This is a genomic window from Streptomyces sp. NRRL S-118 (assembly GCF_000716335.1).
Classification (GTDB): Bacteria; Actinomycetota; Actinomycetes; order Streptomycetales; family Streptomycetaceae; genus Streptomyces.
This window is the reverse complement of record NZ_KL591005.1, coordinates 138,063-151,824: the sequence shown is the minus strand read 5'-3', so window position 1 is coordinate 151,824 and position 13,762 is coordinate 138,063. Positions and strand designations below refer to the sequence as shown.

Genomic DNA, 13,762 nt, shown 5'->3' with positions numbered 1-13,762 from the left:
TTTCGTGGCAGACAACAGCAAGGGGGGCTAATGAGACGCAGAGCGAGATCGATCCTCGCGGCGGCTTCACTGCTGATAGCCGGCCTGGCGGCGGCACCCGTCGCCGGGGCGGACCAGGCGCGCGACCGGGACGCGGACGGCGACGGCATCTCCGTATGGCACGCGAAGGTCGGCAAGGCGCAGGTGCCGCTCCTCCTCGAAGCCGGCACCGACGGTCATGAGCTGACCGAACAGGTCCCCGAAAAGGGCACGGCGACCCTCGAGTTGTACCTCACCGGGCAGCAGGCGGAGAGCCTGCGCGACAAGGGTGTCCGCCTCACCGAGCACACCGTCCCCGCCGCCGCCGAGCAGCGCGTCGCAGCCGCCGGGGACGGCGTCTTCCGCCCGTACGGCGGCAAGGGCGGACTCAAGGAGGAGATCCTCGCGACCGCCCGGGCGAACCCTGGCGTCACCAAGGTCGTCAGCATCGGCAGAACCGTGCGCGGCCAGGACATCCTCGCCCTGAAGCTCACCAAGGGAGCCAAGAAGTCCAAGGACGGCTCCAAGCCCGCCGCGCTGTACCTCTCCAACCAGCACGCCCGCGAGTGGATCACCCCGGAGATGACACGGCGGCTGCTCCACCACTACCTCGCCGGCTACGGCAAGGACCCCCGCATCACCAGGATCGTCGACACCACCGAGCTGTGGTTCGTCCTCTCCGCCAACCCCGACGGCTACGACCACACCCACGCCGATCCCGCCCACCGCCAGTGGCGCAAGAACCTCCGCGACAACAACGGCGACGGCAGGATCACGCCGGGCGACGGCGTCGACCTCAACCGCAACTTCGCCTACAAGTGGGGCTACGACAACGAGGGCTCGTCCCCCGACCCGGCCGACGAGACCTACCGCGGCCCCGCCCCGTCGTCCGAGCCCGAGACGAAGGCGCTCGACGCCTTCCAGAAGCGCATCGGCTTCCAGTACGGCATCAACTACCACTCGGCGGCCCAGCTGCTCCTCTACGGCGTGGGCTGGCAGGTCGGCACCGACACCCCCGACGACGTCCCCCTCAAGGCGCTGGCCGGCACCCCCGCCGCCTCCGCCGTCCCGGGCTACCGCCCGCAGCTGTCCTCCGAGCTCTACACCACCAACGGCGAGGCCGACGGCCACGCGGCCAACGTCAACGGCATGCAGATGTTCACCCCGGAGATGTCGACCTGCGCCACCGCCTCCCGTGTCGACCCCGACGACGCCTGGGAGGCCGCCGACTGCGCCTCCGTCTTCACCTTCCCCGACGACGAGAAGCTGATCCAGCAGGAGTTCGCCAAGAACATCCCCTTCGCGCTCGCCGTCGCCGAGTCCGCCGCCCGCCCCGACGACCCGGTCTCCCCGGCCGGCGCCCAGGCGCCCGCCTTCGTCCCCGACCCCTTCACCACCTCGTACGCGGACGACGGCGACGACCAGGAGGTCTCCGTCACCGCCCGCCGGTCGCTGCGCGACAAGGAGCTCAAGTACCGCGTCAACGGAGGACGCGTCCACGACCAGCGGCTCGAAGCCTGGGAGGGCGGCGAGACGTACGGCGGCGAGGACAACATCTATTACGACGAGTACCGCGCCGAGGTCCAGGACGGCGAACCGGGCGACACCGTCGAGGTCTGGTTCACCGGCCGCACCCGCGACGGCAAGCGCGTGTCCTCCACCCCGTTCACGTACACCATCGCCGCCCGCCCGCGCGGTGACGTGCTGGTGCTCGCCGAGGAGGGCGGCACGGCGCCCGCGCGGCACGCCGCCGCGTACACCGGAGCGGTCGCCGACACCGGCCGCAGGGCCGCGGTCTGGGACGTGGCCACGCAGGGCACCCCGCACGCGCTCGGCGTCCTCGGCCACTTCCGCACCGTCGTCTGGTACACCGCGGGGAGCCGTCCCGGCGGCCCCACCATGTTCGCCGTGCGCGACTACCTCAACGAGGGCGGCACGCTCGTCAACGCCGGGGAGCAGGCCGGCGGCCTGATCGACATCGGGCGGGCCGAGTCCGACGACTTCGCCCAGTACTACCTCGGTGCCTACCACCGCGCCGGGCTGAAGGACCCGGCCGGCTTCGCCGGCAGCGGACCCTTCGCCGGCACGAAGGCCGGCCTCGCCGCGGTGCCCGGCAACCCGCTCGACGACGCCGGCGCCTACACGGTCACCTCCGACACCCTCACCCCCGACCGGTTCCCGCAGTTCCGCAGCGCCGCCGCCGGCGACTACCCGGGCCTGCGCACCCCCTTCGAGCCGTTCGACGGCGCGTCGTTCGTGGCCGCGCGCCACGCCGACGACGCCTGGATGCGGCTCACCCGCACCATCGACCTCACCGGCGTCGACGCCTCCGCGGCACCGTCCCTCCGGTTCGCCCTCAGCCACGACACCGAACCCGGCTACGACAACGTCATCATCGAGGCCCGCACCGCGGGGCAGGACGACTGGACGACCCTGCCCGACGCCAACGGCAACACCTCCACCGAGGTCCCGACCCAGTGCGAGGAGGGCTTCTACGCCGACGGCCACCCCTTCCTCTCCCACTACCTCACCGTCGGCACCGACGGCTGCACCGCCACCGGCACCACCGGCGCCTGGCACGCCTTCACCGGCGCCTCCAACGGATGGCGCCGGGCCGCCGTCGACCTCGGCGCGTACGCCGGCAAGAAGGTCGAGCTCTCCCTCTCCTACGTCACCGACCAGGGCACCGGCGGGATCGGCGTCTTCGTCGACGACACGCAGCTGGTCGTCGGCGGCACCGCCCGGGACGCCGAGGGCTTCGAGAGCTCGCTCGGCGCCTGGACCGTGTCCGGGCCGCCGGCCGGCAGCCCCGGCAACGCGTCGGACTGGCTCCGCTCGCCCGCGCTGTTCCACTCGCAGGCGGCCGTCACCACCCGCGACACCGTGCTGCTCGGCTTCGGACTGGAGCACGCGACCAGCCCCGCGGAGCGCGCACGGCTGCTCGGAAAAGCGCTCACCGCACTGCGCCGCTGACCCTCTGTAGCCGCTCCGGACGGCCGGAACCCGTACTCATCGGTAGATACGGGTTCCGGCTACGTACGGGTGCGCTCGATGTCACTCCGGCGCTGCCGGAGAGGTAGGGTCGTAAGCGGTCGGGGACATCCCTAATGAAACTCGCCGGCGTCGAAAACCGGCGTACCTAACGAGGAGATCGGTTCGTGACGATCCGCGTAGGCATCAACGGCTTTGGCCGCATCGGTCGTAATTACTTCCGCGCGCTGCTGGAGCAGGGTGCAGACATCGAGATCGTGGCTGTCAACGACCTGGGTGACACCGCGACCACCGCTCACCTGCTGAAGTACGACACCATCCTCGGCCGTCTGAAGGCCGAGGTCAGCCACACCGCCGACACCATCACCGTGGACGGCCGCACCATCAAGGTGCTCTCCGAGCGCAACCCGGCCGACATCCCGTGGGGCGAGCTCGGCGTCGACATCGTCATCGAGTCGACCGGCATCTTCACGAAGAAGGCCGACGCCGAGAAGCACATCGCCGGCGGCGCGAAGAAGGTCCTCATCTCGGCTCCGGCCACCGACGAGGACATCACCATCGTCATGGGCGTCAACCAGGACAAGTACGACGCGGCCAGCCACCACGTCATCTCCAACGCCTCCTGCACCACCAACTGCGTGGCGCCGATGGCCAAGGTCCTCGACGAGAACTTCGGCATCGTCAAGGGCATGATGACGACGGTCCACGCGTACACGAACGACCAGCGCATCCTGGACTTCCCGCACAAGGACCTGCGCCGCGCCCGCGCCGCCGCGGAGAACATCATCCCCACCTCCACGGGCGCCGCCAAGGCCACCGCGCTCGTCCTCCCGCAGCTCAAGGGCAAGCTGGACGGCATCGCCATGCGCGTCCCGGTCCCGACCGGCTCGGTCACCGACCTCGTCCTGGAGCTCGACCGCGAGGTCACCAAGGACGAGATCAACACCGCCTTCCAGAAGGCCGCCGAGGGCCAGCTCAAGGGCATCCTCGAGTACACCGAGGACCCGATCGTCTCCTCCGACATCGTCAACTGGCCGGCCTCGTGCACCTTCGACTCGAAGCTCACGATGGTCCAGGGCAAGCAGGTCAAGGTCGTCGGCTGGTACGACAACGAGTGGGGCTACTCCAACCGCCTCGTCGACCTCACCGTCTTCGTCGGCGGCCAGCTCTGACAGTCTGAGCACCAGGGCAGGCATCCCGATGTGAGCACAGGGCTCGGGCAGCGCAACGCCGCGCTGTACGGGCCCTGTCGCTTGCGTCGATTCTCCAAGGAGCAACAGGGACAGATGAAGACGATCGATGAACTCCTCCGCCAAGGGGTCGAGGGCAAGCGGGTATTCGTCCGCGCCGACCTCAACGTGCCCATGGACGGCACCACCATCACCGACGACGGCCGCATCCGCGCCGTGCTGCCCACCATCAAGGCGCTGACCGGCGCCGGCGCCAAGGTCGTCGTGGCTTCCCACCTCGGCCGCCCCAAGGGTGCCCCGGACCCCGCCTACACCCTGCGGTTCGCCGCCTCCCGCCTCGGTGAGCTGCTCGGCCGCCCGGTGTCCTTCGCGGGCGACACCATCGGCTCCGAGGCCCACTCGGCGGTCACCAACCTCGAAGCCGGCCAGGTCGCCGTCCTGGAGAACCTCCGCTTCAACGCCGGCGAGACCTCCAAGGACGACGCCGAGCGCGCCGAGTTCGCCGCTCGCCTCGCCGCCCTGGCGGACGTCTACGTCGGCGACGGCTTCGGCGCGGTGCACCGCCGGCACGCCTCCGTGTACGACCTGCCGCGGCTGCTCCCGAGCTACGCCGGTTACCTGATCGCCTCCGAGGTCGCCGTCCTCAAGCGGCTGACCGAGGACGTCCAGCGCCCGTACGTCGTCGTCCTCGGCGGTGCGAAGGTCTCCGACAAGCTGGGCGTGATCGACCAGCTGCTGGAGAAGGCCGACCGCATCCTCATCGGCGGCGGCATGGCGTACACCTTCCTCAAGGCCAAGGGCCACGAGGTCGGCATCTCGCTGCTGCAGGAGGACCAGGTCCCGGCCTGCCTGGAGTACCTGGCGCGCGCCGAGCAGAAGGGCGTGGAGTTCGTCCTCCCCGTCGACGTCCTGATCTCCGCCGAGTTCCCCGACCTGAAGACCAAGGCCCCGGCCCACCCGACCACGGTCGCCAGCACCGGGATCCCGGCCGACCAGGAGGGCCTGGACATCGGTCCGGAGACCCGCAAGCTGTACGCATCGAAGCTCGCCGACGCGGCCACCGTCTTCTGGAACGGTCCGATGGGCGTCTTCGAGCACCCCGACTACGCCCAGGGCACCAAGGCCGTCGCCCAGGCGCTCGTCGACTCCAAGGCCTTCACGGTCGTCGGCGGTGGCGACTCCGCCGCCGCCGTGCGGATCCTGGGCTTCGACGAGGACGCTTTCGGCCACATTTCGACCGGCGGCGGCGCGAGCCTCGAGTACCTCGAGGGCAAGACGCTTCCGGGCCTCGCCGCACTGGAGGACTGACCCTTACATGAGCAGCACCCGTACCCCGCTGATGGCGGGCAACTGGAAGATGAACCTCAACCACCTCGAGGCCATCGCGCACGTCCAGAAGCTCGCCTTCGCCCTGAACGACAAGGACTACGACGCCGTCGAGGTCGCGGTCCTGACCCCCTTCACCGACCTGCGTTCCGTGCAGACCCTGGTCGAGGGCGACAAGCTCAAGATCAAGTACGGCGCCCAGGACATCTCGGCGCACGACTCCGGCGCGTACACCGGTGAGATCTCCGGCGCCATGCTGGCCAAGCTGAAGTGCGCGTACGTGGCCGTCGGCCACTCCGAGCGCCGGCAGTACCACGGCGAGAGCGACGAGCTCTGCAACGCCAAGGTCAAGGCCGCGTACCGGCACGGACTCACCCCGATCCTCTGCGTCGGCGAGGGACTGGACATCCGCAAGGCCGGTGACCAGGTCTCCTACACGCTCGCCCAGCTCGACGGCGCGCTGAAGGACGTCCCGGCCGAGCAGGCCGAGTCGATCGTGATCGCGTACGAGCCGGTCTGGGCCATCGGCACCGGCGAGGTCGCCACGCCCGAGGACGCCCAGGAGGTCTGCGGGGCGATCCGCGGACGGCTGGCCGAGCTGTACTCGCAGGAGCTGGCGGACAAGGTCCGTATCCAGTACGGCGGTTCCGTGAAGGCCTCGAACGTGGCCGCGATCATGGCGCAGCCGGACGTGGACGGCGCCCTCGTGGGCGGCGCGGCACTGGACGCCGACGAGTTCGTCAGGATCGTCCGCTTCCGCGACCAGTGAGCCGGTGCCCGGTAGCCCTGGTGGCGAACCGGCAGGTGTGAGTATGCGGTAGGGCGGATCCGTCGTACCCTTGCGGGGGCCGGGGCTCTGGGTGAGCCCGGCCCCCGTCGTCCGTAGAAGTCCAGAAGTCCGAGAATTGCCAGGAAGTAGGGTCCAGCCGTGGTTATGGGGTTCTCGATCGCCCTGATCGTCTTCAGCCTGCTGCTGATGCTGCTGGTGCTGATGCACAAGGGGAAGGGCGGCGGCCTCTCCGACATGTTCGGCGGCGGCATGCAGTCGTCCGTCGGTGGCTCGTCCGTCGCCGAACGCAACCTGGACCGCATCACCGTAGTGGTCGGTCTGCTGTGGTTCGCGTGCATTGTCGTACTTGCGCTGCTGGTGAAGCTGGACGGCTGAGCCGGCGGTTCCGCGTCCGGTGGCCGGGTGTAACTCCAATCACTGGACGCGCGTTGGGCCTTACGTAGACTGGGGCATCTTCGAGCACCATCACGCAGGGAGTTACGACCGTGGCAAGTGGCAACGCGATCCGGGGAAGCCGGGTCGGGGCGGGGCCGATGGGGGAGGCCGAGCGGGGCGAATCCGCGCCGCGTCTCCGGATCTCCTTCTGGTGCTCGAACGGGCACGAGACCCAGCCCAGCTTCGCCAGCGACGCACAGGTTCCGGACACCTGGGACTGCCCGCGGTGCGGGTTCCCGGCCGGACAGGACCGGGACAACCCGCCGGACCCGCCGCGCACGGAGCCGTACAAGACGCACCTCGCGTACGTGCGCGAGCGGCGCAGCGACGCGGACGGCGAGGCGATCCTGGCCGAGGCGCTCGCCAAACTGCGGGGCGAGATCTGATGTGTGAGTGACGGGCTCCGCCGGTGGACACCACCGGCGGAGCCCGTTGCCGTCGCGGCCCCCGCCGGCCGGCGCAGCCCCGTTGTCAGTGGTGCCCCCTACCGTTGGTCGTGTCGGACGGCCCGGCGCGGAGGGGGAGTTGTGGCGGAAGCTCAGGCTGTGCGCCCGGCGCGGGCCGTTCCCGCGTGGCGCGGTGGGTTCGGGCGGCTGTGGGCCGCCGCGGTCGTCTCGAAGTTCGGCGACTCGCTGCGCACCGCCGCGCTGCCGCTGCTGGCCGCCTCGCTGACCCGTGACCCGCTGCTGATCGCCGCGGTGACCGCGTGCGGCTACCTGCCGTGGCTCCTCTTCGGGCTGCTGGGCGGGGCCGTCGCCGACCGGATCGACCAGCGGCGCGCCATGTGGGCGGTCGACCTCGTCCGCGGGGTGCTCATGGCCGGCTTCGCCGCCGCGATCGCCCTCGGACACGCGTCGATAGGCCTGTTGCTCGCGCTCGCGTTCGCGCTCACCACGCTCCAGACGCTCTTCGACAATGCCGCCACCGCGCTGCTGCCGTCGCTGGTGCCGCCGGAGACGCTGGCGAGCGCCAACGCCCGCCTGATGACGGGACAGCAGTTCGCCGGCGGGTTCCTCGCCGCGCCGCTGGTGCCGGTGCTGCTGGTGGCGGGTGCCGCCGTGCCGTACGCGGCGGACGCCGCCACGTACGTCCTGGCGGCGCTGCTGGTGGCCTCGTTGCGCGTGACGGCGCCACAACGGGCCCCGCGCCCTCCCGGCTCCACCCTGCGGGCGGAGATGGCCGAGGGGCTGCGGGTGCTGTGGCGGGATGCCACCCAGCGCGCCCTGTGCGTGGCCACCACCCTGACGAACGTCGGGGTGGGCGCGCTCATCGCGACGCTGGTGCTGCACGTCACCGGGTGGCTGGGCGCGGGGGACGCCGGTTTCGCGGCGGCCATCACGGCGTACGCCGCGGGCAGTCTGGCCGGCGGGGCGGTCGCCGGGCCCATCGGCGCCCGGATCGGACGGATACGCGCGGTCCTCGCCGCCGGAACCGTGCAGACCGGCGCCCTGGTGGCGATGGGCACGGTACGCGAACTGTGGGTCGCCGTCGCCGCGATGGCGGTGTTCGGACTCATGGGCATGGTGTGGAACGTCCACCAGGTCACGCTCATGCAGGAGCGCAGCCCGGAGGGCATGCTCGGCCGGACGAGCGCCGCCTTCCGCACGCTCGCCATCGGCGGCGCCCCGCTCGGCGCGCTGCTGGGCGGCGCGGTGGCGGCGGCCTGGGGACTGAACACCCCCGCCCTGCTGGCCGCCGGACTGTTCGCGCTTGCCGTCGCTTCACTGACGCGGCAGATCAATTAGGTTGGGAGCCGCAGCGGGGCAAGCAGGCAGGTACGAGAAGAAGTGGGCTGATGTCCGAGATGAATGCAGCAGAAGGACGCACCAGGCTCAATCGGATGCCCGAGTGGACCGCTCTGGGCAAGCACCGCGAGCAGCTGGGGCAGACGCATCTGCGCGAACTGTTCGCCGCCGACCCGGCGCGCGGCACCGGCTACACCCTGCAGGTCGGCGACCTGTACGTGGACTATTCCAAGCACCTGGTGACCGACGAGACGCTGCGGCTGCTGCGCGAGCTGGCCGCCGCGACCGGGGTCGCCGCACTGCGGGACGCCATGTTCCGCGGCGAGAAGATCAACACCACCGAGGACCGGGCCGTCCTGCACACCGCGCTGCGCGCCCCGCGCGACGCCGTCGTCGAGGTCGACGGCGAGAACGTGGTGCCGGGCGTGCACGCGGTGCTGGACAGGATGGCCGCCTTCTCGGAGCGGATCCGCTCGGGCGAGTGGACCGGCCACACCGGGAAGCCCATCAAGAACATCGTGAACATCGGCATCGGCGGCTCGGACCTGGGTCCGGCGATGGCGTACGAGGTGCTGCGTTCCTACACCCGGCGGGACCTGACGTTCCGTTTCGTCTCCAACGTCGACGGCGCCGACCTCCACGAGGCGATCCGCGACCTGGACGCCGCCGAGACGCTGTTCATCATCGCCTCCAAGACCTTCACCACCATCGAGACCATCACCAACGCCACCTCGGCCCGCAACTGGCTCCTCACGGAGCTGAGGGCCGGCCAGGAGGCCGTGGCCAAGCACTTCGTGGCGCTGTCGACCAATGCCGGGAAGGTCGAGGACTTCGGCATCGACACGGCCAACATGTTCGAGTTCTGGGACTGGGTCGGCGGCCGCTACTCGTACGACTCCGCCATCGGCCTCTCCCTGATGATCGCCATCGGGCCGGACCGCTTCCGCGAGATGCTCGACGGCTTCCACCTCGTCGACGAGCACTTCCGCACCGCGCCGCCCGAGGAGAACGCGCCACTGCTGCTGGGGCTGCTGGGTGTCTGGTACGGCGCGTTCTTCGACGCGCAGTCCCACGCCGTCCTGCCCTACAGCCACTACCTGTCCAAGTTCACGGCGTACCTCCAGCAGCTCGACATGGAGTCCAACGGCAAGTCCGTCGACCGTGACGGCAACCCCGTCGACTGGCAGACCGGCCCGGTCGTCTGGGGCACGCCCGGCACCAACGGGCAGCACGCCTATTACCAGTTGATCCACCAGGGCACCAAGGTCATCCCGGCGGACTTCATCGGCTTCGCCGAGCCGGTCGCCGATCTGCCGCCGGGCCTGGCCGCCCAGCACGACCTGCTCATGGCCAACTTCTTCGCCCAGACGCAGGCGCTCGCCTTCGGCAAGACACCCGAGGAGGTACGGGCCGAGGGCGTCCCGGAGGAGCTCGTGCCGCACAAGACCTTCCGCGGCAACCACCCCACCACCACGATCCTCGCCGACGAACTGACCCCGTCGGTGCTGGGCCAGCTGATCGCGCTGTACGAGCACAAGGTCTTCGTCCAGGGCGCCGTGTGGAACATCGACTCGTTCGACCAGTGGGGCGTCGAGCTGGGCAAGGTGCTGGCCAAGCGGATCGAGCCCGTGCTGACCGAGGGCAAGGGCGGCGAGGAGCTGGACAGCTCGACCGCCGCGCTGGCCGGCCGGTACCGGGCGCGGCGGGGACGCAAGGACTAGGAGGGTCCGATGGCGGGGGAGAACGTGGTGCGGCTGCGGCCGCCGGCCCACGCGCCGAGCGAGCGGGCCGTCGGCTGGTGGCGGGTCCAGCTGGCGCTGCTGACCGCGGCGCCCGTGGCCGTCCTGGTGCTGCTGGGCGTGTTCATCGCGCCCGCGCGCACCTGGCTGCTGCTGCCCGCGGCGGCCGTGGCCGTGCTGGGACTGGCCTGCACCGCGTTCCTCCCCCGCTGGTGGTTCGGCGTCCACCGGTGGGAGGTCACGGACGACGCCGTCTACGTCCGTACCGGCTACTTCCTGCGGGAGTGGCGGATCGCGCCGATGTCGCGGATCCAGACCGTGGACACCGTGCGCGGGCCGCTGGAGCAGGCGTTCCGGCTCGCCACGGTCACCGTCACCACCGCCTCCGCCAAGGGTGCCCTCAGGATCGAGGGGCTCGACCACGAACTGGCCGCGGAGCTCGCCGAGCGGCTGACCGTGCTCACCCGGGCCACCCCCGGGGACGCGACATGACCGCCGCGGGGGCCGAGGACACGGCCTCCGCCGGGCAGGCCGCACCCGCCGGGCAGGCCGCACCCGCCGGGCAGCCCGCACCCGCCGCCCCGGCCGTCCCCCCGGCGCCCGGCCTGCCCGGGGAGGACGGCTGGCGGCGGCTCGACGGGCGGACCGTCGCCGTCACCGCACTGGTGACGGCCGGTGTCGCGGCCGGTGGAGGCGTCCCCGTGTTCCTGGGTCTGGCCGGGGCGATGACGGTGTGGCAGGCGTGCGCGTTCGTCCTGGCCGGCGCGGTCGTCCTCATCACGGGTTCGGCGGCCGCCGACCACGTGCGCTGGCGCAGGACGCGCTACCGCATCGGGCCCGAGCGCGCCGAGCTCCACACCGGGCTGCTGCTCGTCAAGCGTCGCTCACTGCCCCGGGAACGGATCCGCAGTGTCGACCTGACGGCCCATCCGCTGTTGCGCCTCCTCGGACTGGTCAAGGTCCGCATAGGAACCGGGGAGCACACGGGTGGCGACTCCACGCTGGAGCTCGACCCCGTCACCCGGGCCGAGGGCGAGCGGCTGCGGCGCGAGCTGCTCGACCGCACGCTCGCCCGCGACCACGGCACCCCGGCCGACGGCGAGCTGGCCGCGCTGGATCCCGCCTGGATCCGGTACGCCCCGGTCTCGTTCGTCGCCCCGGCGCTCGGCGGGGCGGCCGCCGGGGCCGTGCTCCAGGTCAGCGACTGGTTCGGGGCCCAACGGGCGGTCATCGACTGGATCGGTGACCGATTCCGGGACACGCCCCTGGTCTGGACCGTCCTCGCCCTCACCGCGGCCGCCGCGGTCACCGGTGCGGCAGGGGCCCTCGGACTCTGGGTCGAGATGTGGTGGAACTACCGGCTGGAGCGCGAGCCCGGCGGCACGCTCAGGGTCCGCCGCGGACTCCTCACCGCACGCTCCCTTTCCATCGAGGAGCGGCGGCTGCGCGGTGTCGAGCTGGTCGAGCCGCTCGGCGCGCGCCTGTGCGGCGCCGCCCGGGTCGACGCGATCGCCACCGGACTCACGCAGGACGAGGAGGACCAGCACGCCGACCACCGGACGCTGCTGCCCGCCGTGCCGCGTGCCCTGGCCCATGACGTGGCCGCCCGGGTGCTGCGCGAGGCACCGGCCGCCACCGGCACGCGGCTCCCGGCCCAGCCTCTCCGCGCCCAGCCCTTCAGCAGCGCGCAGCTCCCCACCGCGCAGCCCGTGCCGGAGCTGCACTCGTCGGAGCTGCCCCTGACGGCCCGGCCCCTCACCGCGCACCCCCGCGCGGCGCGGACCCGCAGGCTGCGCCGGGCGGTGGGAGCCGCACTCGTCCCGGCCGTGCTGCCGGCGGTCCTCGCCGTGGCCGTCGGCCGGGACGTCCTGTTGTACGCGGCCGCCGCCATTGCCGCGCTCCTGACGCCGGTGGCGATCGCCCTCGCCCTGGACGCGTACCGCGCCCTCGGCCACGGCATCAGCGGCGGCTACCTCCTCACGCGGTCCGGCACGGTCCGGCGCGCGACGGTCGCCCTGCAGCGTGGCGGTGTCATCGGCTGGACGGTCAGGCAGTCGTGGCTCCAGCGCCGCGCGGGACTGGTCACGCTCACCGCGACGACGGCGGCGGGAGCCGGCGCCTACCACGTCCACGACGCCGACGAGAGCGAGGCGCTGTGCTTCGCCGCGAACGCGGTGCCGGAGCTGCTGGAGCCGTTCCTCCAGCGGTGAGGTTGCTCCATCCGGCGGCACACCACCGGAGCGGCCCGGTGCCCCGGCACGTATCGTGGCTGGCTCCCGCGCCTGCCGCCGCAGGTGCTGACCACCCGAAGGACGGCTGAACGGAACAGCGCGTTGTCTGTCTCGCTCCACGACCACCGGCTCACCGAGCCGCCGTCACGAGCCGCCGAAAGGAGTGCACGGGCCCCGCGGGGCGGCCGGCTGCCCTCGCTGACCGGGATGAGATGGGCCGCGGCCCTCCTCGTCTTCCTCTACCACGTATGGCATGCCGGCTACTTCGGCGGCCAGGACCACGAACTGGTGAACCGGGCGTTCGCGCCGGGCCTCGTCGGCGTGTCCTTCTTCTTCGTCCTCTCCGGCTTCGTCCTGGCGTGGTCGGCCCGTCCCGGCGACCGGGCACCGGCGTTCTGGCGCCGCCGCGTCGCCCGCATCTACCCGGTGCACCTGGTGACGGCGGCGGTCACCCTGCTGCTGGCGTTCACCGTGCTGCCGGGGTTGCGGCCACGGGACGGTTACGGCGAGGTCGTGGCGAACCTGCTGCTGGTGAGTGCCTGGCGGACCGAGTGGTGGCAGGCCGTCAACCCGGTCAGCTGGTCGCTCGTCTGCGAGGCGTTCTTCTACGCCGCGTTCCCGGCCCTGTTCGCGGTGGTCCGCCGGCTGGGCGCCGGAGCGCTCCACGTCGTGGCGGCACTGTGCGCCGTGACGGTGATGTCCGTGCCGGGCGCCGAATCGGCCTGGCACCTGGGGATGGCCTTCAACTTCCCGCCCGCCCGGCTGCCCGAGTTCGTCCTCGGTATGGCGCTCGCCCGGCTGGTGGCACTGGGCCGGTGGCACGGCCCCGGACTCGGTGTCTCGCTGGCGGTCACGGTGGCGGGCTACCTCCTCGTGCCGGAGCTGCGCGGTGCGTACGCCTCGGCCACCGTGCTCGGGTTCGCGCTGCTCATCGCGGCCGGCGCGGTCGCCGACGTCCGGGGCACACCGTCGCTGTGGCGCGGCCGCCGGCTCGTCCGGCTCGGCGAGTGGTCCTTCGCCTTCTACATGATCCATCTGCTGGTGCTGTCCGCCGCCGGGCTGTGGTTCGGCCGCACCCCGCACGTCGAGGGCTTCTCCTCCGTCGGCGCGGGGGCGCTCCTCCTCACCGTGTCCCTCGTCCTGTCGGCGGCCCTTTACCACGCGGTGGAGCTGCCCGGACAGCGGCTGCTGCTGCGCAGGCGCCGCCGCGACGCCGCTTCCACCACGCGCTGAGCCCGCACCACGCGCTGAGCCCGCACGGCGGAACGGCCCGGTCCACCTCGCGGTGGACCGGGCC

The 13,762-nt window shown here is 71.7% G+C and carries 11 protein-coding genes; all 11 read left to right on the top strand.

Going from position 1 to position 13,762, the window contains the following annotated elements; translation table 11 throughout:
* The first annotated feature begins 30 nt into the window (after positions 1 to 30).
* The 11 genes from IH00_RS0112265 (at position 31) to IH00_RS0112215 (ending at position 13,698) form a co-directional block, all read left to right on the top strand.
* Entirely contained in the window at positions 31 to 2,991 is a 2,961-nt protein-coding gene (locus IH00_RS0112265; protein ID WP_031072650.1) for a M14 family metallopeptidase, read from the top strand.
* A gap of 185 nt (positions 2,992 to 3,176) precedes the next feature.
* Positions 3,177 to 4,181 carry a type I glyceraldehyde-3-phosphate dehydrogenase gene (gap, locus tag IH00_RS0112260; protein ID WP_031072648.1) on the top strand — a complete coding sequence of 335 codons (1,005 nt, stop codon included), beginning with the start codon at positions 3,177 to 3,179 and terminating at the stop codon, positions 4,179 to 4,181.
* Positions 4,182 to 4,295: 114 nt separating this feature from the next.
* Positions 4,296 to 5,507 (top strand): phosphoglycerate kinase, encoded by a 1,212-nt coding sequence (locus IH00_RS0112255; protein WP_031072646.1) that lies wholly within the window; start codon positions 4,296 to 4,298, stop codon positions 5,505 to 5,507.
* Between the two features lie 7 nt (positions 5,508 to 5,514).
* Complete coding sequence (tpiA, locus tag IH00_RS0112250; RefSeq protein WP_031072644.1) at positions 5,515 to 6,294, top strand: triose-phosphate isomerase; 780 nt, start codon at positions 5,515 to 5,517, stop codon at positions 6,292 to 6,294.
* 165 nt (positions 6,295 to 6,459) lie between these two features.
* A complete protein-coding gene (gene secG, locus IH00_RS0112245) occupies positions 6,460 to 6,690 on the top strand; it encodes a preprotein translocase subunit SecG (protein WP_031072642.1) in 231 nt (76 codons plus the stop codon).
* Between the two features lie 110 nt (positions 6,691 to 6,800).
* The gene (locus IH00_RS0112240) at positions 6,801 to 7,136 is read left to right on the top strand and encodes an RNA polymerase-binding protein RbpA (RefSeq protein WP_003957010.1); all 336 of its coding nucleotides are present in this window, start codon (positions 6,801 to 6,803) and stop codon (positions 7,134 to 7,136) included.
* Positions 7,137 to 7,277: 141 nt separating this feature from the next.
* Positions 7,278 to 8,495, top strand: a complete 1,218-nt coding sequence (locus IH00_RS0112235) for an MFS transporter (protein WP_052411340.1) — start codon at positions 7,278 to 7,280, stop codon at positions 8,493 to 8,495.
* Positions 8,496 to 8,554: 59 nt separating this feature from the next.
* Positions 8,555 to 10,216: a glucose-6-phosphate isomerase gene (pgi, locus tag IH00_RS0112230; RefSeq protein WP_031072639.1), complete on the top strand. Its 1,662-nt coding sequence runs from the start codon at positions 8,555 to 8,557 to the stop codon at positions 10,214 to 10,216.
* A 9-nt stretch (positions 10,217 to 10,225) separates the two neighbouring features.
* Entirely contained in the window at positions 10,226 to 10,726 is a 501-nt protein-coding gene (locus tag IH00_RS0112225; protein WP_031072637.1) for a PH domain-containing protein, read from the top strand.
* Complete coding sequence (locus IH00_RS0112220) at positions 10,723 to 12,444, top strand: PH domain-containing protein (RefSeq protein ID WP_078887704.1); 1,722 nt, start codon at positions 10,723 to 10,725, stop codon at positions 12,442 to 12,444. Before IH00_RS0112225 ends, IH00_RS0112220 begins: the two co-directional genes overlap by 4 nt.
* A 228-nt stretch (positions 12,445 to 12,672) precedes the next feature.
* Complete coding sequence (locus IH00_RS0112215; RefSeq protein ID WP_107064449.1) at positions 12,673 to 13,698, top strand: acyltransferase family protein; 1,026 nt, start codon at positions 12,673 to 12,675, stop codon at positions 13,696 to 13,698.
* Positions 13,699 to 13,762 lie beyond the last annotated feature (64 nt).